Origin of the sequence: Methylobacterium sp. Leaf112 (assembly GCF_001423295.1) — a bacterium.
Lineage (GTDB): Bacteria > Pseudomonadota > Alphaproteobacteria > Rhizobiales > Beijerinckiaceae > Methylobacterium.
Genome location: NZ_LMNG01000001.1, coordinates 380,192 through 399,708, shown reverse-complemented (window position 1 = coordinate 399,708; position 19,517 = coordinate 380,192). Strand labels below are relative to the sequence as shown.

17 protein-coding genes are annotated in these 19,517 nt (G+C 67.5%); 2 read left to right on the top strand and 15 right to left on the bottom strand.

Annotation, left to right across the window (positions count from 1 at the left end; all coding sequences use genetic code 11):
• The first annotated feature begins 93 nt into the window (after window positions 1–93).
• The gene (locus ASF52_RS01910) at window positions 94–930 is read left to right on the top strand and encodes a restriction endonuclease (protein WP_082515147.1); all 837 of its coding nucleotides are present in this window, start codon (window positions 94–96) and stop codon (window positions 928–930) included.
• On the opposite strand, the gene zwf is transcribed toward ASF52_RS01910, so the two are convergent.
• A complete protein-coding gene (zwf, locus tag ASF52_RS01905) occupies window positions 910–2,421 on the bottom strand; it encodes a glucose-6-phosphate dehydrogenase (protein WP_056166616.1) in 1,512 nt (503 codons plus the stop codon). The two genes, ASF52_RS01910 and zwf, sit on opposite strands and share 21 nt — an antisense overlap.
• A gap of 238 nt (window positions 2,422–2,659) precedes the next feature.
• Between zwf and ASF52_RS01900 the strand changes: the two genes are divergently transcribed.
• Window positions 2,660–4,387, top strand: a complete 1,728-nt coding sequence (locus tag ASF52_RS01900; protein ID WP_056166612.1) for a GGDEF domain-containing protein — start codon at window positions 2,660–2,662, stop codon at window positions 4,385–4,387.
• A gap of 170 nt (window positions 4,388–4,557) precedes the next feature.
• Here ASF52_RS01900 and ASF52_RS01895 read toward each other — a convergent pair whose 3' ends face one another.
• The 14 genes from ASF52_RS01895 to nuoH all read right to left on the bottom strand — a co-directional run bounded on the left by ASF52_RS01895 (window position 4,558) and on the right by nuoH (window position 19,508).
• Window positions 4,558–5,271 carry an ABC transporter ATP-binding protein gene (locus ASF52_RS01895; RefSeq protein WP_056166610.1) on the bottom strand — a complete coding sequence of 238 codons (714 nt, stop codon included), beginning with the start codon at window positions 5,269–5,271 and terminating at the stop codon, window positions 4,558–4,560.
• Window positions 5,272–5,291: 20 nt separating this feature from the next.
• Window positions 5,292–6,590 carry a lipoprotein-releasing ABC transporter permease subunit gene (locus tag ASF52_RS01890; RefSeq protein ID WP_056166606.1) on the bottom strand — a complete coding sequence of 433 codons (1,299 nt, stop codon included), beginning with the start codon at window positions 6,588–6,590 and terminating at the stop codon, window positions 5,292–5,294.
• A 7-nt stretch (window positions 6,591–6,597) separates the two neighbouring features.
• Window positions 6,598–7,923, bottom strand: a complete 1,326-nt coding sequence (gene proS / locus ASF52_RS01885; protein ID WP_056166593.1) for a proline--tRNA ligase — start codon at window positions 7,921–7,923, stop codon at window positions 6,598–6,600.
• Between the two features lie 403 nt (window positions 7,924–8,326).
• The gene (locus ASF52_RS01880) at window positions 8,327–8,662 is read right to left on the bottom strand and encodes a DUF1467 family protein (RefSeq protein WP_156368825.1); all 336 of its coding nucleotides are present in this window, start codon (window positions 8,660–8,662) and stop codon (window positions 8,327–8,329) included.
• A 5-nt stretch (window positions 8,663–8,667) separates the two neighbouring features.
• Window positions 8,668–9,072 carry a methylmalonyl-CoA epimerase gene (mce, locus tag ASF52_RS01875; protein WP_056166588.1) on the bottom strand — a complete coding sequence of 135 codons (405 nt, stop codon included), beginning with the start codon at window positions 9,070–9,072 and terminating at the stop codon, window positions 8,668–8,670.
• Between the two features lie 71 nt (window positions 9,073–9,143).
• The gene (locus ASF52_RS01870; RefSeq protein ID WP_056166585.1) at window positions 9,144–10,817 is read right to left on the bottom strand and encodes a ribonuclease J; all 1,674 of its coding nucleotides are present in this window, start codon (window positions 10,815–10,817) and stop codon (window positions 9,144–9,146) included.
• 13 nt (window positions 10,818–10,830) lie between these two features.
• Window positions 10,831–11,610, bottom strand: a complete 780-nt coding sequence (locus ASF52_RS01865; protein ID WP_056166582.1) for a biotin--[acetyl-CoA-carboxylase] ligase — start codon at window positions 11,608–11,610, stop codon at window positions 10,831–10,833.
• 10 nt (window positions 11,611–11,620) lie between these two features.
• The gene (gene nuoN, locus ASF52_RS01860; RefSeq protein WP_056166579.1) at window positions 11,621–13,075 is read right to left on the bottom strand and encodes an NADH-quinone oxidoreductase subunit NuoN; all 1,455 of its coding nucleotides are present in this window, start codon (window positions 13,073–13,075) and stop codon (window positions 11,621–11,623) included.
• A gap of 13 nt (window positions 13,076–13,088) precedes the next feature.
• Window positions 13,089–14,609 carry an NADH-quinone oxidoreductase subunit M gene (locus ASF52_RS01855; RefSeq protein ID WP_056166576.1) on the bottom strand — a complete coding sequence of 507 codons (1,521 nt, stop codon included), beginning with the start codon at window positions 14,607–14,609 and terminating at the stop codon, window positions 13,089–13,091.
• Between the two features lie 32 nt (window positions 14,610–14,641).
• On the bottom strand, window positions 14,642–16,738 hold the full coding sequence (gene nuoL, locus ASF52_RS01850; protein WP_056166573.1) for an NADH-quinone oxidoreductase subunit L: 2,097 nt from the start codon (window positions 16,736–16,738) through the stop codon (window positions 14,642–14,644).
• A 137-nt stretch (window positions 16,739–16,875) separates the two neighbouring features.
• Window positions 16,876–17,181, bottom strand: coding sequence for an NADH-quinone oxidoreductase subunit NuoK (nuoK, locus tag ASF52_RS01845; RefSeq protein WP_056089088.1), 306 nt, complete (start codon window positions 17,179–17,181; stop codon window positions 16,876–16,878).
• 25 nt (window positions 17,182–17,206) lie between these two features.
• Window positions 17,207–17,827: an NADH-quinone oxidoreductase subunit J gene (locus ASF52_RS01840; protein ID WP_056166570.1), complete on the bottom strand. Its 621-nt coding sequence runs from the start codon at window positions 17,825–17,827 to the stop codon at window positions 17,207–17,209.
• A 144-nt stretch (window positions 17,828–17,971) separates the two neighbouring features.
• Window positions 17,972–18,460: an NADH-quinone oxidoreductase subunit NuoI gene (gene nuoI / locus ASF52_RS01835; protein WP_056166568.1), complete on the bottom strand. Its 489-nt coding sequence runs from the start codon at window positions 18,458–18,460 to the stop codon at window positions 17,972–17,974.
• A gap of 25 nt (window positions 18,461–18,485) precedes the next feature.
• The gene (nuoH, locus tag ASF52_RS01830) at window positions 18,486–19,508 is read right to left on the bottom strand and encodes an NADH-quinone oxidoreductase subunit NuoH (RefSeq protein ID WP_056166565.1); all 1,023 of its coding nucleotides are present in this window, start codon (window positions 19,506–19,508) and stop codon (window positions 18,486–18,488) included.
• Window positions 19,509–19,517 lie beyond the last annotated feature (9 nt).

The following is a 19,517-nucleotide window of genomic DNA, read 5'->3' as shown; positions in this document are numbered from 1 at the left end:
GTTAGAGATCGCGCAACGGGCGCGTGCCAGGGTTCTCCGGCGCGGCCGTGAGCCCGGCCCCGATGGCCCGGCGGCCCGTATCGGGAACCCTCCATGCCGGGCCGCTCGCGCCTCGTCGCACGCTTGTTCTGGACCGGCCTCGCCGGGGGCGCCGCCGCGTTCGTCTACGGCGCACCGGCCCTGGTTGCCACGGGCCTCTGCCTCGCGGCCATCGGGCTGCACCGCCTCGACCGCCCCCGGCGCATCCGCCGCCTCATCCGAAACCTTGCCCGACAGCACGCCGCGACGCTGGCTCTACGCAGGCGCCAGGAGTGCTTCGTCGATGCCTACGGCAATCGGATCGATGACGGATGGGTACGCGAACGCGAATACTTCGCCGAACGGACGATTCTACCCGCCCTCGATGCGAGGGGCTACGGCGAGGAGGGCGACGCCCTCTGGGAGACGATCCTGGCCACCATCGAGCGCGCCGCCGCGGCGTATCCGCTGCCCGACGAGGCCGATGCGCCGGAGGAGGGCATCGCCTACGAGCGCTTCTGCGCCGAGCGCCTGCGGGAGGCCGGCTGGAACGCGCGAGCGACCCAGGCCAGCGGCGACCAGGGCGCCGACATCGTCGCGGAGCGCGCGGGCGTACGCCTCGTCGTCCAGTGCAAGCGCTACGGCAAGCCGGTGGGCAACGGCGCCGTGCAGGAGATCGCCGCCGCCCTGCGCTACTGGTCGGGCGACATGGCGGCGGTGGTGTCGAATGCCGGCTTCACCCCGGCCGCGCGCAAGCTCGCGGCGGCGACGAACGTCGTGCTGCTCCACCACGACCAGCTGTCGGAGCTGACGCCGGTGCGCGAGGTGGGCCGACGCAAACCCGGACCGGGCAAGATCGGACCGAGTAAGGTCGGCCCGGGCGGGGTGCGCTCAAGCCTCGCCGAGCGGTAGCCAGGAATGGCCGTCGCGGGCGAGCAAAGCCGTGGCCTCATCCGGCCCGTCGCTGCCGGCGGCGTAGAACGCCACGGGCGAGTCCCGCCACGCCGCCAGCAGGGGTTCGACGGCCGTCCAGGCGGCCTCGATCCCGTCGGCGCGCTGGAACAGGGTCGCGTCCCCGGTCATGCAATCGTACAGCAAGGTCTCGTAGCCGACGCTCGGGGTCTCGTGGAAGAAATCGCCGTAATCGAAGGTGGCGACCACCCGGCCGAGGCGCATCTCGGGGCCCGGCCGCTTGGCGTTGAGGCCGAGGCTCATGCCCTGCTCGGGATCGATGCGCAGGCGCAGGATATCGGGCACCATCCCGGAGGTCGTAGAGAACGGCGAGTGCGCCGGCCTCTTGAAGTGCACGGCGATCTCGGTGGCCCGGTCGGTCATGCGCTTGCCCGTGCGCAGGTAGAACGGCACGCCGGTCCAGCGCGGGGTATCGATGGTGAGCTTCAGGGCGACGTAGGTTTCGGTGCCGGACTCCGCCGCCACATTCGGCTCGTCGCGGTAGCCGATCACGGCTTTGCCGAGTTCGGTGCCGGCCGTGTATTGGCCCCGCACGGCGTCCTCGGGCGGGATCGGCCGGATGGCTTCGAGGAGCCGGCTCTTGGCGTCGCGGACGGCCTCGGCCGCGAGGCTGTCGGGCGCCTCCATGGCGACCATGCACAGCAGCTGGAACAGGTGGTTCGGCACCATGTCCCGCAGGGCGCCGGTGGGCTCGTAGAACGCACCGCGCTCCTCCACCCCGATGGTCTCCGCGGCGGTGATCTCGATGGCGGCGACGTGTTCGGCGCGCCAGACCGGCTCCAGCAGGCCGTTGGCGAAGCGCAGGGCCAGGATGCTCTGCACGGTCTCCTTACCGAGGAAATGGTCGATGCGGAAGAACTGGGTCTCGTCGCCCTGGGCCAGCAGCGTCGCGTTCAGGGCCTTGGCCGACGCCAGATCGCTGCCGAACGGCTTTTCCACCACCACCCGGCGGAAGGCGCCATCCGCCTGTTTCAGGAGCCCGGCCGCCCCGAGCTGCTCGACGATGGGACCGAAGAACCGGGCCGAGACCGCGAGGTAGAACACCACGTTGCCGGTGAGCACCCCGGCGAGATCCCGGAAGGTCCCGGCCTCGGCGAAATCGCCGTGCCGGAAATGCAGGCGGTCGCGCACGAAGCCCCAGGCGGTCTCGTCGATGTGGTCGGGGTGGAACTCGGACGTCCTGTCGGTGGTGAAGGATTGCATGGTCTGCGAGAGGCTCTCGCGCCAGCCCTCGTCGGTGTTGCTGTTGTGGTCGACGCCGATGATCTTGAAGCCGTCGTCGAGCAGCTTGCCGGCCGAGAGATTGTACAGGGCCGGCATCAGCAGGCGCTTGGTGAGGTCGCCCGAGGCGCCGAAGATGACGAGGGTGCAGGGCGGCGCGGTCGGGCTGTCGCTCGGCGGCGGCGTGTCGTGTGCGGCGTCAGTGCTCATCGTCCCAATCTCCGGTGCCCCGCACGCGGCCCACCGCGCGGGATCGCACGTCAACTTGCCGCGGTGCAGCACGTTCCGGGGCCAGGGGTGCGCCGGGTCACGCGGCGGACGAAGCGGGGAAGACCGTATCGACCGAAATACGGATTTTCTTAGCCATCTTCTTTCACCGGAAGAAAGCGGATCCATGCCCCAGTGCGGCGAGGTATCGATGGACTCGGGCGCGGAGCCGGTTGGAAACATGGCCGTCAACGAACACGCACGAGGGACCGCCGGTCCCCTCGAACGGCGCGGCAACGCCCGGCGGCGCCTCCTGGCGCAGGTCGGCCTCGTCGTGGTCATGATCACGATCGTGCTCTCGGGCTTCTTCTACACCAACGCGCACCAGCAGGCGCTCATCGACCTGCGGGAAGGCGGACGGCAGATGCGCATCGCGCAGGAAGCCCTGATGGATGCGGAGGCCTACGTTCTCAATCGGGCGATCGGGGAACGGGATGGCAAGTACGGCGAGTACAGCCGTGCCTTCGAGGCACTCCACAGCCGGCGCGATTCCCACCTCGCGCGGCTCGACCGCTTCCTCAAGGCGCCGGACGGAACCGGATTGTCGGCGGACGCCACCCTGAAATCCCTCGAGGCGATCTGGACCGACGCCCTCGAACGCGTGCGCGCCGGGAAGCTGGACGAAGCCCAGGGCCTCCTCGGGGACCGCAGGAGCGCCGCCCTGATGGGGAAGATGCGCCATGCCTTCGAGAGCTTCCTGGCGGATTGGAACTCCCACTTCGCCGACCACGAGACGCGGATCGAGATCGGCAAGAGCGTGGTGCTCCTGTCCCAGCTCGTGATCGCCGGCATGATGATCTTCGCCTTCCGCTCCGGCGCGCGGGAGGCGCAGGCCCGGGCGGCGGCGATCCAGGCGATGGACGCCTCGCGCACGCAGGTCGGGCACCTGTTCGAGATGACGGACATGCTCCAGAGCGCGACCGACCACCACGACGCCAATGCGGTCTTGCGGGCCACGGCCGGCGAACTCATCGGCGGGTTCGGCGGCGCGCTCTACGTGTTCAACAATTCCCGCGACCGTCTCATCCTGTCGACCTCCTGGGCCTGCGACGCCGGAGAGCCCCTGCCCGAATCGATCACCATCAATCAGTGCTGGGCGATGAAGCGCGGGAAGCCGCACATCAACCGCAGTGGCGCCAGGGCGCTGTGTTGCGAGCATCACGCCTCCGGCTTCGCGGCCCTCGAAATCCCCATGGTCGCGCGGGGCGAGAATCTCGGCCTGCTCCAGGTCTTCGCCGAGGGCTCGGACGCGGAGCAGCGCCTCGCCGCCATCCTGCCGCTCAGTTCGGCCCTCGGGGACGCCATGTCGTTGGCGCTCTCGAACATCGCGCTGCGGGAAAAGCTGCGCAATCAGGCCCTGCGCGACCCGCTGACCGGCCTCTACAACCGGCGCTACATGGAGGACAGCCTCGACCGCTACGTCCGCCTCGCCGAACGCGAGGGCCGGAAGGTCTCGGTGATCATGATCGACCTCGACCACTTCAAGCGCCTCAACGACGAGCACGGCCACGCCACGGGCGACGCCGTGCTGCGCGAGGCCGCGGCCGCCATCGTCGGCGCCCTGCGGGAGACCGACGTGGCGTGCCGCTACGGCGGCGAGGAAATGATCGTGTTCCTGCCGGATTGCGACCTGCCGGATGCGGCCCTGAAGGCAGAGCAGATCCGCGCCCGGATCGAGGATCTGTCGGGCGCGCACGGGGCGAAGATCTCCGCCTCCCTCGGAGTCTCCTCCGTGCCGAGCACGTCCAGCAACAGTGCCGACCTCGTCAAGGCCGCCGACACGGCCCTGTACCGCGCCAAGCACAACGGCCGGAACCAGGTGGCGCTCGCCCCGGTCCGCGCGGGCTGGCGCGACGGGACCGAGAACGCGTCGGATCAGGCGGCCCACCTTCGCGTCGCCGCCGAGTAGGCCTGGGGCGGACGGTTTCGCATCACCGGCTGACCGAAGGCGCGCGCGACGGACGATCGGCGCCGCCGCCTCATACCAGTCGATCGCTTCGCGATTACGGATTGGGGCTTCGCTCAGGTGCCGCGCGGGCTGCCTGAGACCGTGCCGGTATCGATCATCCGGAAACCGTATCAGTCCAGCGGCTCGATCAAGCCGTCGCGGATCGTCACGCGCCGGTCCATGCGGGCGGCGAGCTCCATGTTGTGGGTGGCCACCAGGGCGGCGAGGCCGGACGCACGCACGAGCGAGACGAGGATGCCGAAGACGTGCGCGGCGGTGTGCGGGTCGAGGTTGCCGGTCGGCTCGTCGGCGAGGAGCAGGCGCGGCCCGTTGGCGACCGCGCGGGCGATGGCGACGCGCTGCTGCTCGCCGCCGGAGAGTTCGGCCGGGCGATGGATCAGGCGATCCTTGAGGCCGAGAAAGCTGAGGAGTTCGGTGGCCCGGGCCTTGGCCTCCTTGCCCGACAGGCCGCGGATGAGCTGGGGCATCACCACGTTCTCCAGGGCGGAGAACTCGGGCAGGAGATGGTGGAACTGATAGACGAAGCCCATCTCCTCCCGGCGGATGCGGGTGCGCTCGGAATCCGCCATGGCGGCGGTGGGCCGGCCGCCGAGGAAGACTTCGCCGGCATCGGGCCGCTCGAGCAGGCCGGCGATATGCAGCAGGGTCGATTTGCCGGCGCCCGAGGGGGCGACCAGCGCGACGAGTTCGCCGGGCCAAATCGCGAAATCGGCGCCGCGCAGGATATCGAGGGCCCCGGCCCCTTGGGTGTAGCGCCGCTCCACCTTGGCGAAGAACAGGGCCGGGACCGGCTGCACGCCGGACGCATCGGCTGTCGTGGTCATGGGAATCCTAAAGCTTTCGCTCAGCCGTAGCGCAGGGCCTGCACCGGATCGAGCCGGGCGGCGCGCCAAGAGGGATACAGGGTCGCGACGAGCGACAGGACGATGGAGGTGACGACCACCACGGTGATCTCGCTCGAATTCATCTCCGCCGGAATCTCGGCGAGGAACCGCACGGTGGGGTCCCAGGCGGAGGGAAACAGCACGCGCTGGATCGGCTTGATGTTGAGGGTGATGAGGATGCCGAGGCCGAGGCCGCTGAGGGTTCCGACAACGCCGATCAACGCCCCGTTGATGAGGAACACCCGCATCACCGTACCGGGCGTGGCCCCCATGGTGCGCAGGATGGCGATGTCGCTCGACTTGTCGCGCACGAGGAGGATCAGCCCCGAGACGATGTTCAGGGTCGCCACCACCACGATGAGGCTGAGGATGAGGAACATCACGTTCCGCTCCACCTCCAGCGCCCCGAAGAAGGTGCGGTTGCGCTGGCGCCAGTCGGTGAGGAGCACCGGACGCTCTGCCGCCATCTCGAGGTCGGGCCGCATGGCCGCCACCCCGTCGGCGTTGTCGAGGTACACCTCGATGAGACTGACGTCGTTGTCGCGGTTGAAGAAGGCCTGCGATTCGGCGAGCGGCATGAACACGAAGGTGGCGTCGAACTCGGTCATGCCGATCTCGAAGATCGCCTTGACCACGTAGGACTTGGTGCGCGGCGCCGTGCCGAACGGCGTCGTCGCGCCCTTGGGCGTCGACAGGGTGATGTTGTCGCCCGCCTGCAGCCCGAGAGCCTCGGCCAGACGCCGGCCGATGGCGACGCCGGTGCCGTCCTCGAATCCCGCCAGGGTGCCGCCCCGGATGTTCTTGGCGATGGAGCCGATCTTGTCGAGGTCGTCCGCCCGGATGCCGCGCACGAGGACGCCGCTGCCCCCATACGGCGAGGAGGCGAAGGCCTGCCCCTCGACGAGGGGGATCGCGGCGCGCACCCCCGCGACCTTCGCCAGACGGTCGGAGAGGTCCTCGAAATCGGTGAAGAGGCGATCGATCGGCGTGACGAAGACGTGCCCGTTGATGCCGACGATCTTCGACAGCAATTCCGTCCGGAAGCCGTTCATCACCGACAGAACGATGATGAGCGTCGCGACGCCGAGGGCGATGCCCAGCACCGAGAAGAACGCCACCACGGACACGCCGCCGCCGCGCCGCCGCGCGCGCAGGTAGCGCCCGGCGAGGATCCACTCGAACCCGGCGAACGGTGGCGTGCTGCCGCGCCGGAACAGGGCGCCGGCTCCCTTCAGCCGGTCCATCAACGCCGCTGCCATGGCGGGGTCAGACCCGCTTCAGGCGGGAGAGGAGATCGATGGGCGCGATGGTCTCGCGCTCGCCGCCGGCCCGACGCTTGATCTCGACCTTGCCCTCGGCGAGACCGCGCGGCCCGACGATGACCTGCCAGGGCAGGCCGATGAGGTCGGCCGTGGCGAACTTGGCGCCCGGACGCTCGTCGCGGTCGTCGTAGAGCACCGTGAGGCCGGCGGCCTCCAGGGTGCCCTGGATCTCCGTGCAGGCCGCGTCGGTGGCCGCGTCACCGGTCTTGAGGTTGATGAGCGCCACGTCGAACGGTGCCACGGAATCCGGCCAGACGATGCCGGCCTCGTCGTGGGAGGCCTCGATGATGGCGGCCACGAGCCGGCTCGGGCCGATGCCGTAGGAACCCATATGAACCGGGCGCTCGACCCCGTCGGGACCGGTGACCCTGGCGCCCATGGGCTCGGAATACTTGGTGCCGAAGTAGAAGATGTGCCCGACCTCGATGCCGCGCGCGGCCATCTGGTTGTCCTGCGACACCTCCGCGAAGGCAGCCGGCTCGTGCATCTCGCTGGTGGCGGCGTAGTGCGAGGTCCAGCGGTCAACGGTGCCCTGGAGGCCGGCGACATCCTCGAAGTCCGTGGTGACCGGCGGAGTCTCGAAGTCGAGGTACTGGCGGTCGCAGAACACCTCGCTCTCGCCCGTCTGCGCCAGGATGATGAACTCGTGGCTGAGGTCGCCGCCGATGGGGCCGGTATCGGCCCGCATGGGGATCGCCTTCAGCCCGAGGCCCGCGAAGGTGCGCAGGTACGCCACGAACATGCGGTTGTAGGCGTGGCGCGCCGCCGCCTGGTCGATATCGAACGAGTAGGCATCCTTCATCAGGAACTCGCGCGAACGCATGGTGCCGAAGCGGGGCCGCACCTCGTCGCGGAACTTCCACGAGATCTGGTAGAGATTCTTCGGCAGGTCCTTGTAGGATTTCACGCTCCCGCGAAAAATCTCGGTGACGACCTCCTCGGCGGTGGGGCCGAACAGCATCTCGCGGTCGTGACGGTCGGAGATGCGAAGCATCTCCTTGCCGTAGGCCTCGTAGCGCCCGGATTCCTTCCAGAGGTCCGCCGACTGGATGGACGGCATCAGGAGCTCGATGGCGCCCGCCCGGTCCTGCTCTTCGCGGATCACGGCGCAGACGCGGTTGAGTACTCGCAGGCCCAGCGGCAGCCAAGCGTAGATGCCCGCGGATTCCTGGCGCACGAGGCCGGCCCGCAGCATGAGCCGGTGCGAGACGATCTCGGCCTCCTTGGGCGTCTCGCGCAAGGTGGGGAGGAAATAGCGGGAGAGACGCATGGAAGGCCCTGGACCAGCGTGCCCCGATGTCAGGCACGCCGGGGCACACAACACATTGCACCGGGAAAATACAAGCGCAGCCGGGCGACACCGCAGGCCGCTGTGATCCCCGCCGGTGGCCGCCTCGGTGCGGCGGATAACAGTTTGGTGCGTTTCCGGTAGAAAAACGCCGAACTCCATCCCCGGAGACGTGACAATGGGAATTCTTATTCCTATAAGCGCCCGGTGCTGGTCGCAAAGCCCTCGAGTGGCCGCGACGTGCCCGAGTCTTGGGAGGAAAAATCAGCCGCCACGCCGTCAAGATGCGTGAGATAAATAGGCTGCGCCATCGACCGTCTTTTCAAAAGCAAGGCTCAGGCCTTGCTTTTTTTATGCCCGCCTTCCGGACGCGCCGCCGATGCGACTACAGCCCGGCCAGCTCGAAGACCGGGATCGCGATCAGGAACACCACGCTGGCGAGCAGTGTGGTCCAGAGCGCCTTCTCGCGCAGGCGCGGGGAGGCTGGAGCGCCGGGATCCTGGCCCGGCACGACCCGGGCCGGATCGGTCTCCGCCTGGTTTCGGATCGGCAGGATCGCGAACAACAGCGTCCACCACACGACGAAGTAGAGTGCGAAGGCGCCGATCACCGTCAGCTTGAACTGGCTCACCGCCACGACGACCACGAGGCCGACGACCAGCAGCATGGCCGCCAGCGTCCGCAAAGTCGAGGCGGCGACGGCGTTGAGAACGGCGCCCATGCGGGTCAGACCTGCTCCAGCTCGACGAGGGTCCCGAGGAAGTCTTTGGGGTGGAGAAACAGCACCGGCTTGCCATGGGCGCCGATCTTGGGCTCGCCGGTGCCGAGCACGCGGGCGCCCTGTGCCTTGAGCTTGTCGCGGGCCGCCAGGATGTCGTCGACCTCGTAGCAGACGTGGTGGACGCCGCCGTTCGGATTGCGCTCGACGAAGCCCTCGATGGGCGAGCCCTCGCCCAGGGGGGCCATGAGCTCGACCTTGCTGTTGGGCAGGTTGACGAACACGACCGTGACGCCGTGCTCGGGCTGCGGCAGCGGCTCGGTGACCGTGGCGCCGAGGGTATCGCGATAGATGGCGCAGGCGGCATCGAGATCGCGCACGGCGATGGCGACGTGGTTGAGGCGTCCGATCATGTTTGCTCCCTCCGTGATGAATCCGCTGGCGCGCGCCCCTCTCTCCGCGCGGGGAGAGAGGGGCGTGAGGCTCAGACTTCGACCACCTGGATGTGGCAGGCGGGCTTCTTGCCCCAGACTTCGTTGACGCCCGAGCGGATCGCCCGGTCGACGGCCTTCTCGACGGCCTCGGCGTCCTTACGCTTAGCCTTCGACAGACCGCCGAGGGTGCGGGAGACGCACTCGATCACCACGTCCAGCATGGGCTGACCGGTCCGGCCGCGATTGGGCAGGCCGATGATGTCGATGGCGGGTTCGCCCAGGACTTCGCCCTGTTCGTCGATGGCGATGGCGACGGAGACGAGGCCGGCCTGCGCCAGCTTGCGCCGCTCGGGAATCGCCCGGTCCTTGGCGTCGATGAGGATGTTGCCATCCTTGAACAGACGGCCGGCCTTGACGTGATCGACGATCTCCGGCGTGCCGGGCGCGAGGCGCACGACGCTGCCGTTGCGGGCCTTGACGATGTTCGGCACGCCCTGGGCCCGTGCGAATCGCGCGTGCTCGTCGAGGTGCAGGGCCTCCCCGTGGACGGGGATCGCCGTCTGCGGCCGGGTCCAGGCGTACATCTCGGCCATCTCGTCGCGCCGGGGATGGCCCGAGACATGGACGAGCTTGGTCCGGTCGGTGACCACCTCGATACCGGCGTTGATGAGATCGTTGATGATCGCACCCACGGCCCGCTCGTTGCCCGGGATCGCACGGGAGGAGAAGATCACCCGATCGCCGGCGGCCAGGGTCACGTCGGGATGGTCGTCGCGCGAGACACGGGCCAGGGCCGCGCGCTCTTCGCCCTGCGAACCCGTGAGCAGGCACACCACCTTGTCGCGTGGGAGATACCCATAGGCGTCGGCCGAGCGGAACTCGGGCAGGCCGTCGAGGAATCCGCATTCGCGGGCTACGCCGATGACCCGATCCATGGCACGACCGACGGCCACGACCTCGCGGCCGCAAGCCTGAGCGGCCTCGGCGACGGCCCGCATCCGGGCAACGTTGGACGCGAAGGTTGTCACCGCGACGCGGTGGGGTGCCTCGGAGATCAGCTCGCGCAGGGTGGCGGCGACCTCGGCCTCGCTCGGGGAGCGCCCCTCGCGCACCACGTTGGTCGAATCGCTGATCATGGCGAGGATGCCCTCGTCGCCCAACGCCCGGAACGTCGCCTCGGAGGTGACGTCGCCGAGGATCGGGGTCGGGTCGAGCTTCCAGTCGCCGGTGTGGAGCAGCAGGCCATGGGGCGTGCGGATGGCCACCGCGTTCGACTCGGGGATCGAGTGCGAGACGGGGATGTACTCGATGTCGAAGGGGCCGAGCTGGACGCGGCGTCCGGCCTGGATCTCCTTGAGCACCACCTTCGGAGCACCCGGCTCGCTGAGGCGACGGGCTTCCAGCAGATTCTTGGCGAAGCGCGTGGCGTAGACCGGCGCCTTGAGCTTGGGCCACAGCTCACCGATGGCGCCGATATGGTCCTCGTGCGCATGGGTGATGAAGATCCCGAGGAGATCGTCCTTGCGCTCCTCGATGAAGCTCAGGTCCGGGAACATCAGGTCGATGCCGGGAAAGCCCTCTTCCCCGGCAAAGCCCATGCCGCAATCGACCATGATCCATTTGCGGCGCTTGGCCGGCCCGAAGCCGTACAACGCCGCGTTCATGCCGATCTCGCCCACGCCGCCGAGCGGCACGAAGACGAGTTCGTCTTGCCCTGTCGTCATTTTCACTTGAACCTCAAGCCGCCGTCGCGGCCGTACCCAGATGCACCTCGCCCGCCGTCACGGTCCGTCGCGTTCCATCCTCCGATCGGACAACGAGCCGCCCGGCCCCGTCGATCGTCTCGAAAATTCCGTCCACGCGGGTGTCGCCGGTCCGAACGGTCACCCTCGCGCCGAGTCCGGCAGCGTCGGCGATCCAGCGTTCGCGGATTTCTGAGAATCCCCGGCCACGATCCCATACTCGCGCGGCGTCGACGATCCCATCCGTCAGTTCGACGAACAGATCCTCGGCGCGCGTGGCATGCCGCATCTGCCTGAGGCACGTAGCCGGATAAGGCAAGCCCTCCGGTGCCGCAGCGACGTTGACGCCGAAGCCCATGACCACGCAGCGCCGCCCACCAGGGAGCGTCTCGGCCTCGAGGAGGAGGCCGGCGAGCTTGGCCCCGGAGGCCAGGATGTCGTTGGGCCATTTCAAGGCGATGCTGCCAACGCCGGCTTGGCGAAAGGCTGCCATCAGCCCGACGCCGGCGACGAAACCCAGGGTCGGCACCACAGCTGGATCGACGTCCTGCACCGGCCAGAGCACACTGGCGGTGAGGTTGCCGGGCAAGGAGGCCCAGTTGTTTCCGCGCCGGCCGCGCCCTGCGGTCTGGCGATGGGCGACCACCCAGAGGGGGCCGGCCTCGCCGTCGCGCGCCCGCTCCAAGGCCTCGGTGTTGGTGGAGCCGAGGCAGTCGTGAACGTGCAGCCGGTGTCCGGCCGCCCGCGCCAGGGCTCCGAGGTGGTAGCCGCTCAAGGCTCGCGCCTCAGGACCCGGCGAACAGCGACTTCGCGGCCGCCCCCGCGGCCCCCACGAGGGGCGCCGGCAGCAGCACGAACAGGATCACCACGGCGCTGGAGAGGCCGAGCACGATGCGCAGGCCGGGCGCCATGGGATCGTAGGGTGCCAACGGCTCATCGAAGTACATCACCTTGACGAGGCGGAGATAATAGAACGCCCCGACCACGCTGGTGACGACGCCGATGATGGCGAGCGCCACGAGGTTGGCCTCGATGGCCGCAGCGAAGACGTAGAACTTCGCGAAGAACCCGGCGAGCGGCGGAATCCCCGCGAGGGAGAACATCATCGCGGCGAGACAGAAGGCCAGAACCGGGTGGGTGCGCGACAGGCCGGACAGGTCGTCGACCGTCTCGAACATCTGTCCACCCCGGCGGAGCGACAGGATCACGGCGAAGGCGCCCAGCGTCATGGCGAGATAGATGATCATGTAGATCACCACGCCGCTGATGCCCGCCTGCGAACTCGCCGCCAGGCCGACGAGGGCGTAGCCGACGTTGCCGATGGAGGAATACGCCATCAGCCGCTTGATGGAGCGCTGTCCGATGGCGGCGAACGAACCGAGCGCCATGGAGGCGATGGCGACGAACACGATGATCTGCTGCCAGACCGCCGTCACGTCCGGGAAGGCGCCGATGAAGATCCGCACGGTCATGGCCATGGCGGCCATCTTCGGGGCCGAGGCGAAGAACGCGGTGACGGGCGTCGGCGAGCCCTCGTAGACGTCCGGCGTCCACATGTGGAACGGCACGGCCGCGAGCTTGAACGCGACGCCGGCGGCCACGAACACGATGCCGAGAACGAGACCGAAGCCGACGGTGGTGTCGTTCAGGGCCGCGACGATGCCGGGGAACGAAACCGTGCCGGTGAAGCCGTAGACCAGGGACGAGCCGTAAAGCAGCATGCCCGACGAGAGCGCGCCGAGGACGAAGTACTTCAGGCCGGCTTCGGTGGATTTCAGGTTGTCGCGGTGGAAGGCCGCGATGACGTAGGCCGCGAGCGACTGCAGTTCGAGGCCGAGATAGAGCGAGATCAGGTCGTTGGCCGACGCCATGACCATCATGCCGAGGGTGGAGAGTACGATGAGGATCGGAAACTCGAACCGGTCGATGCGCTCGCGCTGGAAGTAGTCGCGCGACAGCAGGATCGAGGCGGCGGAGCCCAGCAGGATCAGGGCCTTCATCACCTTCGAGAAGCCGTCGACGATGAACGAGCCGTTCAGCGTCGTCACCTTGGTGCCCGGCTGGGACATGACCACGAACAGGGCCAAGACCAGCAGCAGCAGGGCGCCGACATTGACACCCTCGGCCGAGCGCTCGCCCCGGAACGACCCGTAGAGGACGAGGACGAGGACGCCGACGCCGAGGATCAATTCCGGCAGGGCGGGCCAGAGCGCGGGCAGGACGGATTGGGCGACGGTCATCGGATCGAAGCTTTCAGCGCGCGACGGGCGGGAGGGCGGCCGCCGTCTGCGTGTTCGAGAGCGCGGTCTTCATGCTCTGCATCAAGGCCTCCGTCGAGGGGGCGAAGGTGTCGAGGATCGGGGCCGGATGGACCCCGTAATAGATCGTCAGGGCGACGAGCGGCGCGATGATGATCTTCTCACGCAGATCGAGATCGAAAATCCCCTGGAGGTTGGGCTTCTCGAGCTTGCCGTAGATCACCCGGGCGTAGAGCCACAGGGCGTAGCCCGCCGACAGGATGATGCCGAACACCGAGAAGAACGCCACGGTGGGGTTGGCCTTGAAGGCGCCCATCATGGCGAGGAACTCTCCGACGAAGCCCGAGGTGCCGGGCAGGCCGACGTTGGCCATGGTGAACACCATCATGGCCGCCGCGTAGAGGGGCATGCGCTTCACGAGGCCGCCATAGGCGGCGATCTCGCGGGTGTGCATCCGGTCGTAGACCACGCCGACGCAGAGAAAGAGCGCGCCCGAGACGATGCCGTGGGAGATCATCAGGAACAGGGCGCCCTGAATGCCCTGCTCGTTGAGGGTGAACAGGCCGAGGGTCACGAAGCCCATATGCGCCACGGACGAGTAGGCGATGAGCTTCTTGATGTCCGTCTGCATCATCGCGATCAGCGACGTGAAGATGATCGCGACGACCGAGAGCGCGAACACCATCGGGGCGAAAGCGAGGGATGCGTCGGGGAACATCGGCAGGGAGATGCGGATGAAGCCGTAGCCGCCCATCTTGAGCAGGATGCCCGCCAGGATCACCGAGCCGGCGGTTGGCGCCTCCACGTGCGCGTCGGGCAGCCAGGTGTGGACCGGCCACATGGGCATCTTCACCGCGAAGGAGGCGAAGAAGGCGAGCCACAGCCAGGTCTGCATCCCCGTGGGGAAGCGGGTGTGCAGCAGGGTCGGGATGTCGGTGGTGCCGGCGTGCCAGTACATCGCCATGATGGCGAGCAGCATCAGCACGGACCCGAGCAGGGTGTAGAGGAAGAACTTGAAGCTGGCGTAGATGCGCCGCTTGCCGCCCCAGATGCCGATGATGAGGAACATCGGGATCAGGCCTGCCTCGAAGAACAGATAGAACAGCACCAGATCGAGGGCCTGGAACACGCCGATCATCGTTGTCTCAAGGACGAGGAAGGCGACGTAGTACTCCTTCACCCGCTTATCGATGGAGAGCCACGAGGCGCCGATGCAGAACGGCATCAGGAACGTGGTCAGCAGGATCAGCGGCATCGAGAAGCCGTCGACGCCGAGCTTGAACCGGATCGACTCGGTCAGCCACGCATGGGTCTCGATGAGCTGGAAGCTCGACGTGGTCGCGTCGAACCGGCTCCAGGCCACCAGGGACAGGAGGAAAGTGAGGAGCGTGGTGGCGAGGGCCGCCCAGCGGGCGTTGCGCTTCGAGGCCTCCGTGTCGTCCCCAAGGGTGAGGATGAAAGCCGCGCCGCACAGGGGCACGATCAGGAGGCCGGAGAGGATTCCGAGGCCGAACATCTAGCGGGCGCTCCCGTGCTTCTTCGCGACCATCAATGTGCGACCTTGGGCAGGCCGGTGAGCATGTACCAGCTGATAAAGCCGGCGACACCGACGAGCATGACGAAGGCGTAGTGGTAGACGTAGCCGGTCTGGAGCCGGACGACGCCGCGGGTGACGTCCATCACGCGGGTGGCGATCCCGTCGGGACCCATGCCGTCGATGACCCGGCCATCGCCCTCCTTCCAGAGGAACTTGCCGAAATCCTTGGCCGGTCGAACGAAGATCCGATCGTAGAGCTCGTCGAAGTACCACTTGTTGAGCAGGAACCGGTACAGGCTCGGCTGCTGGGCGGCGAGCTGGCCGGGCAGTTCGGGCCGGCGGATGTACATCCAGAACGCCAGGACGAAACCGATGAGCATCATGATGGCTGGCGAGTAGGCCACCAGGGCCGGCACCGAGTGGATGTCGTGCATGATGTGGTTGTCGGGACCGTGGCCGAGGGAATGCCCCCAGAACTTGTCCATGCCCTCGCCGATGAAGCGGTTCTTGAAGATCAGGCCGGCGAACAGGGCACCGAAGGCCAGGAGGGCGAGCGGGATCGTCATCACCAGCGGGCTCTCATGCGGCGTGTGCGCATGGTCGTGGTGCTCGATGGCGCTGTGCGAGGCGGGCTCCACGTCGTGGCCCTTGTCGTCGTGAGCGACACCCTCGTGGTGGCCCGGCGCCCCGTCGGCCTGAGCGGATGTCCCCGCATGCGCCACCGCGTGATGATCGCCGTGATGCGCGGCCCTGTGTCCGGCCCAACGCGCCGGTCCCTCGAAGGTCATGAAGAACAGGCGCCAGGAATAGAACGAGGTCATCAGGGCGGCGATGACGGTGGCGAAGAACGCCAGGGTGTGACCCGGCCGGGTCGAGGCGTAGGCCGCCTCGATGATGGCATCCTTGGAATAGTACCCGGCGGTGAACGGGAAGCCGATGAGCGCCAGCGTCCCGATGGTCATCATCGCGGTGGTGAACGGGATGTAGCGGCGGAGATTCCCCATGTTCCGCATGTCCTGCTCGTGGTGCATCGCGTGGATGACCGAGCCGGCGCCGAGGAACAGCAGCGCCTTGAAGAAGGCGTGGGTGAAGAGGTGGAACACGGCGGCCGAGTAGGCGCCGACGCCGAGCGCCACGAACATGTAGCCGAGCTGCGAGCAGGTCGAGTACGCGATCACCCGCTTGATGTCGTTCTGCACGAGGCCGACCGTGGCGGCGAAGAACGCCGTGATACCGCCGATCACCGTGACGACCACGAGGGCGTTCGGGGCCAGCTCGAAGATCGGCGACAGGCGCGCGACCATGAACACGCCGGCCGTCACCATGGTGGCGGCGTGGATGAGGGCGGAGACCGGCGTCGGCCCCTCCATGGCGTCGGGCAGCCAGGTGTGGAGCAGGAACTGCGCCGACTTGCCCATGGCCCCCATGAACAGGAGCAGGCAGGCGAGGGTCCAGGCACTCCAGTCGTAGCCGAGGAAGTGGAAGGTCGCGTCCTTGATCTCGGGCGCCCGGGCGAAGATGCCGTCGAAGGCGACGGAGCCCGTGAGGACGAACACGAGGAAGATGCCGAGCGAGAAGCCGAAATCGCCGACGCGGTTGACGATGAAGGCCTTCATGGCGGCGGCATTGGCCGAGGGCTTCTCGTACCAGAATCCGATGAGGAGGTAGGAGGCGAGGCCGACGCCCTCCCAGCCGAAGAACATCTGCACGAGGTTGTCGGCCGTCACCAGCATGAGCATGGCGAAGGTGAAGAGCGACAGGTAGGCGAAGAAGCGCGGCCGATGCGGGTCCTCGGCCATGTAGCCGATGGAGTAGAGGTGGACGAGGGTCGAGACCGAGGTGACCACCACCAGCATCACGGCCGTGAGGGTGTCGATCCGGAACGCCCAGTCGACCACGAGGTCACCCGCGGTGAACCACGTCGCGACCTGAACCCGCGTGGCGTGTTCCGTCCCCGGGATCTCGAGAAACACGCCCCAGGAGAGCAGCGCCGAGAAGGCGAGAAGCCCGGTGGTGATGGCTTCGCACACTTTGGGGCCGAGCTGACGGCCGAACAGGCCGGCGAGCAGGGCGCCGATGAGCGGGAAGAAGACGATCGCGTGATACATCGCTGGCTTGTCCGGCCTCCTGGGTCGTGGCTAGTCCCGCGCTACGCGCGGAGCCTCGCGAACGAGCCCTGTCTTCGTGTCACCGCCCGCGGCCCGTTTGAGCCCCGTTCGATCGGGTCTGGATCTGATCGGCGTGCTCAACCCTTCATCATGTTCACGTCCTCGACCGCGATGGAGCCGCGGTTGCGGAAGAACACGACGAGGATGGCGAGTCCGATGGCTGCCTCGGCCGCCGCCACGGTGAGCACGAACAGGGCGAAGACCTGGCCGGTGATGTCGTTCAGATGGGTCGAGAACGCCACGAGGTTGATGTTCACCGCGAGGAGGATGAGCTCCACGGACATCAGGATGACGATGACGTTCTTGCGGTTGATGAAGATCCCGAGCACCCCGAGGGTGAACAGGATCGCCGCGACGGTGAGGTAGTGGCTCAGGCCGATCATCGGATGGGTCTCCCGGAATCCGCCATCAGACTTCCACGCCCTGGCGCGAGGGCACCTTGCGGGTCTCCACCGCATCGGCCTGCGTGCGGGCGTTCTGCACGGAGATGTTCTGGCGCTTGACGCCGGGCCGGTCGCGCAGGGTGAGCACGATGGCACCGATCATCGCCGTCAGGAGGATCATGCCGGCGAGCTGGAAGTAGAAGACGTAATCGGTGTAGAGCACCCGACCGAGGGCCTGGGTGTTGGTGACGCCCTCGGTGCTGGCGAGCGGCCCCAGGGGCGCCTGCAGCAGATCGGGATCGATGCTCCAGGAGCCGACGACGAGGATCAGCTCGATCAGGAAGATCGCCCCGATGAGCGCGCCGATGGGCAGGTAGCGCTGAAAGCCCTGTCGCAGCTGGGCGAAGTCCACGTCGAGCATCATCACGACGAACAGGAACAGCACCGCGACGGCACCGACATAAACCACGACGAGGATCATCGCGAGGAACTCGGCGCCCATCATGACGAAGAGGCCGGCGGCGTTCACGAAGGCGAGGATGAGGTACAGCACCGAGGCGACGGGATTGCGCGAGGCGATCACCATGAAGCCCGAAGCGACGGTCACGCCGGCGAACAGGTAGAAGAAGGCTGCGGCTGCACTCATGCGATTGTGGAGATCAGCCGTCCCGAGGACAGCCCCTTCTGCCGTTGATTCGTCCATGGCCCGTGCAAGCCGCTCGCAGGGCCAGGACAGGCCGCCCGTCTATAGAACCCGGCCCTGCGGTGCACAACCGCGGAGCCGCCGGCTTTACCGGTAAGGCGCGTCCACGGCGAGGTTGCGCGCGATCTCGCGCTCCCAGCGGTCGCCGTTCAGGAGGAGCTTGTCCTTGTCGTAGAGCAGCTCCTCGCGGGTCTCCACGGAGAATTCGAGGTTCGGCCCCTCGACAATGGCATCCACCGGGCACGCCTCCTGACACATGCCGCAATAGATGCACTTCACCATGTCGATGTCGTAGCGCGTGGTGCGGCGGGTGCCGTCGTTGCGGCGCGGGCCGGCCTCGATGGTGATGGCCTGGGCCGGACAGATCGCCTCGCACAGCTTGCAGGCGATGCAGCGCTCCTCGCCGTTGGGATACCGGCGCAGGGCGTGCTCGCCCCGGAAGCGCGGCCCCCGGTGCCCCATCTCGAAGGGGTAGTTGATGGTGGCCTTCGGCTTGAAGAAGTAGCGCATGGCGAGGGCGAACCCCGTCACGAACTCCCTGAGCAGAAGGCCCTTGGCGACCTGATCGAGCTTCATGGCTCGGATCTCCCATTGGATGATGTCAGGCGCCCGGCGCGAGGCCGGTCAGCTTGAGCACGAAGGCGACGACGACGACCGAGACGAGCGAGAGGGGAAGGAACACCTTCCACCCGAGCCGCATGAGCTGATCGTAGCGGTAGCGGGGCACCATGGCCTTCACCATGGCGATCATGAAGAACAGGAAGCTGGCCTTCAGGGCGAACCAGATCAGGCCCGGCACCCAGGTGAAGGGCGCGAACGGGATCGGCGAGAGCCAACCGCCGAGGAACAGCACCGTGCCGAGCGCGCACATGGTCATGATCGCCACGTACTCGCCGAGCATGAACAGCAGGTACGGCGTCGAGGAATACTCGACCATGTAGCCGGCCACGAGCTCGGATTCGGCCTCCGGCAGATCGAAGGGCGGGCGGTTGGTCTCGGCCAAAGCCGAGATGAAGAACACGATGAACATCGGGAACAGCCACAGCCAGTACCAGCCGAGGATGCCGAGCGACGTGTCCTGCGCCATGACGATGCGCGAGAGGTTGAGCGAGCCGGCGCAGAGCAGCACGCAGATGATGACGAAGCCGAGAGACACCTCGTAGGAGATCATCTGCGCCGCCGAGCGCAGCGCACCCAGGAATGCGTATTTCGAGTTCGAGGCCCAGCCGCCCATGAGGACGCCGTAGACGCCGAGCGACGAGATGGCGAAGATGTAGGTGATGCCGACATTGAGGTCGGCCAGCGCCCAGCCCTCGGCCAAGGGAATCACCGCCCAGGCGGCGAGTGCCAGGGTCGCGAACACCAGCGGCGCCAGCAGGAACAGGCCCTTGTTGGCGCCGGCCGGAATGACCGGCTCCTTCAGGACGAACTTGAGCAGATCGGCGAAGGACTGGAACAGGCCCCACGGGCCGACCACGTTGGGGCCGCGCCGCAACTGCACCGCCGCCCAGATCTTGCGGTCGGCGAGCAACGCGTAGGCGATGAAGACGAGAAGCAACGCCAGGAGCACGAAGCTCTTGAAGGCCATGAACAGAACGGCGCCGAGGATTTCCCAGAAGGTCATCGGAGAAAA

Bases quoted from the DNA above. Each gene is read 5' to 3' on its own strand.
- ASF52_RS01910 (WP_082515147.1), top strand. From the start codon at position 94: ATGCCGGGCCGCTCGCGCCTCGTCGCACGCTTGTTCTGGACCGGCCTC.
- zwf (WP_056166616.1), bottom strand. From the start codon at position 2,421: ATGAGCACTGACGCCGCACACGACACGCCGCCGCCGAGCGACAGCCCG.
- ASF52_RS01900 (WP_056166612.1), top strand. From the start codon at position 2,660: ATGGCCGTCAACGAACACGCACGAGGGACCGCCGGTCCCCTCGAACGG.
- ASF52_RS01895 (WP_056166610.1), bottom strand. From the start codon at position 5,271: ATGACCACGACAGCCGATGCGTCCGGCGTGCAGCCGGTCCCGGCCCTG.
- ASF52_RS01890 (WP_056166606.1), bottom strand. From the start codon at position 6,590: ATGGCAGCGGCGTTGATGGACCGGCTGAAGGGAGCCGGCGCCCTGTTC.
- proS (WP_056166593.1), bottom strand. From the start codon at position 7,923: ATGCGTCTCTCCCGCTATTTCCTCCCCACCTTGCGCGAGACGCCCAAG.
- ASF52_RS01880 (WP_156368825.1), bottom strand. From the start codon at position 8,662: ATGGGCGCCGTTCTCAACGCCGTCGCCGCCTCGACTTTGCGGACGCTG.
- mce (WP_056166588.1), bottom strand. From the start codon at position 9,072: ATGATCGGACGCCTCAACCACGTCGCCATCGCCGTGCGCGATCTCGAT.
- ASF52_RS01870 (WP_056166585.1), bottom strand. From the start codon at position 10,817: ATGACGACAGGGCAAGACGAACTCGTCTTCGTGCCGCTCGGCGGCGTG.
- nuoN (WP_056166579.1), bottom strand. From the start codon at position 13,075: ATGACCGTCGCCCAATCCGTCCTGCCCGCGCTCTGGCCCGCCCTGCCG.
- ASF52_RS01855 (WP_056166576.1), bottom strand. From the start codon at position 14,609: ATGTTCGGCCTCGGAATCCTCTCCGGCCTCCTGATCGTGCCCCTGTGC.
- nuoL (WP_056166573.1), bottom strand. From the start codon at position 16,738: ATGTATCACGCGATCGTCTTCTTCCCGCTCATCGGCGCCCTGCTCGCC.
- nuoK (WP_056089088.1), bottom strand. From the start codon at position 17,181: ATGATCGGCCTGAGCCACTACCTCACCGTCGCGGCGATCCTGTTCACC.
- ASF52_RS01840 (WP_056166570.1), bottom strand. From the start codon at position 17,827: ATGAGTGCAGCCGCAGCCTTCTTCTACCTGTTCGCCGGCGTGACCGTC.
- nuoI (WP_056166568.1), bottom strand. From the start codon at position 18,460: ATGAAGCTCGATCAGGTCGCCAAGGGCCTTCTGCTCAGGGAGTTCGTG.
- nuoH (WP_056166565.1), bottom strand. From the start codon at position 19,508: ATGACCTTCTGGGAAATCCTCGGCGCCGTTCTGTTCATGGCCTTCAAG.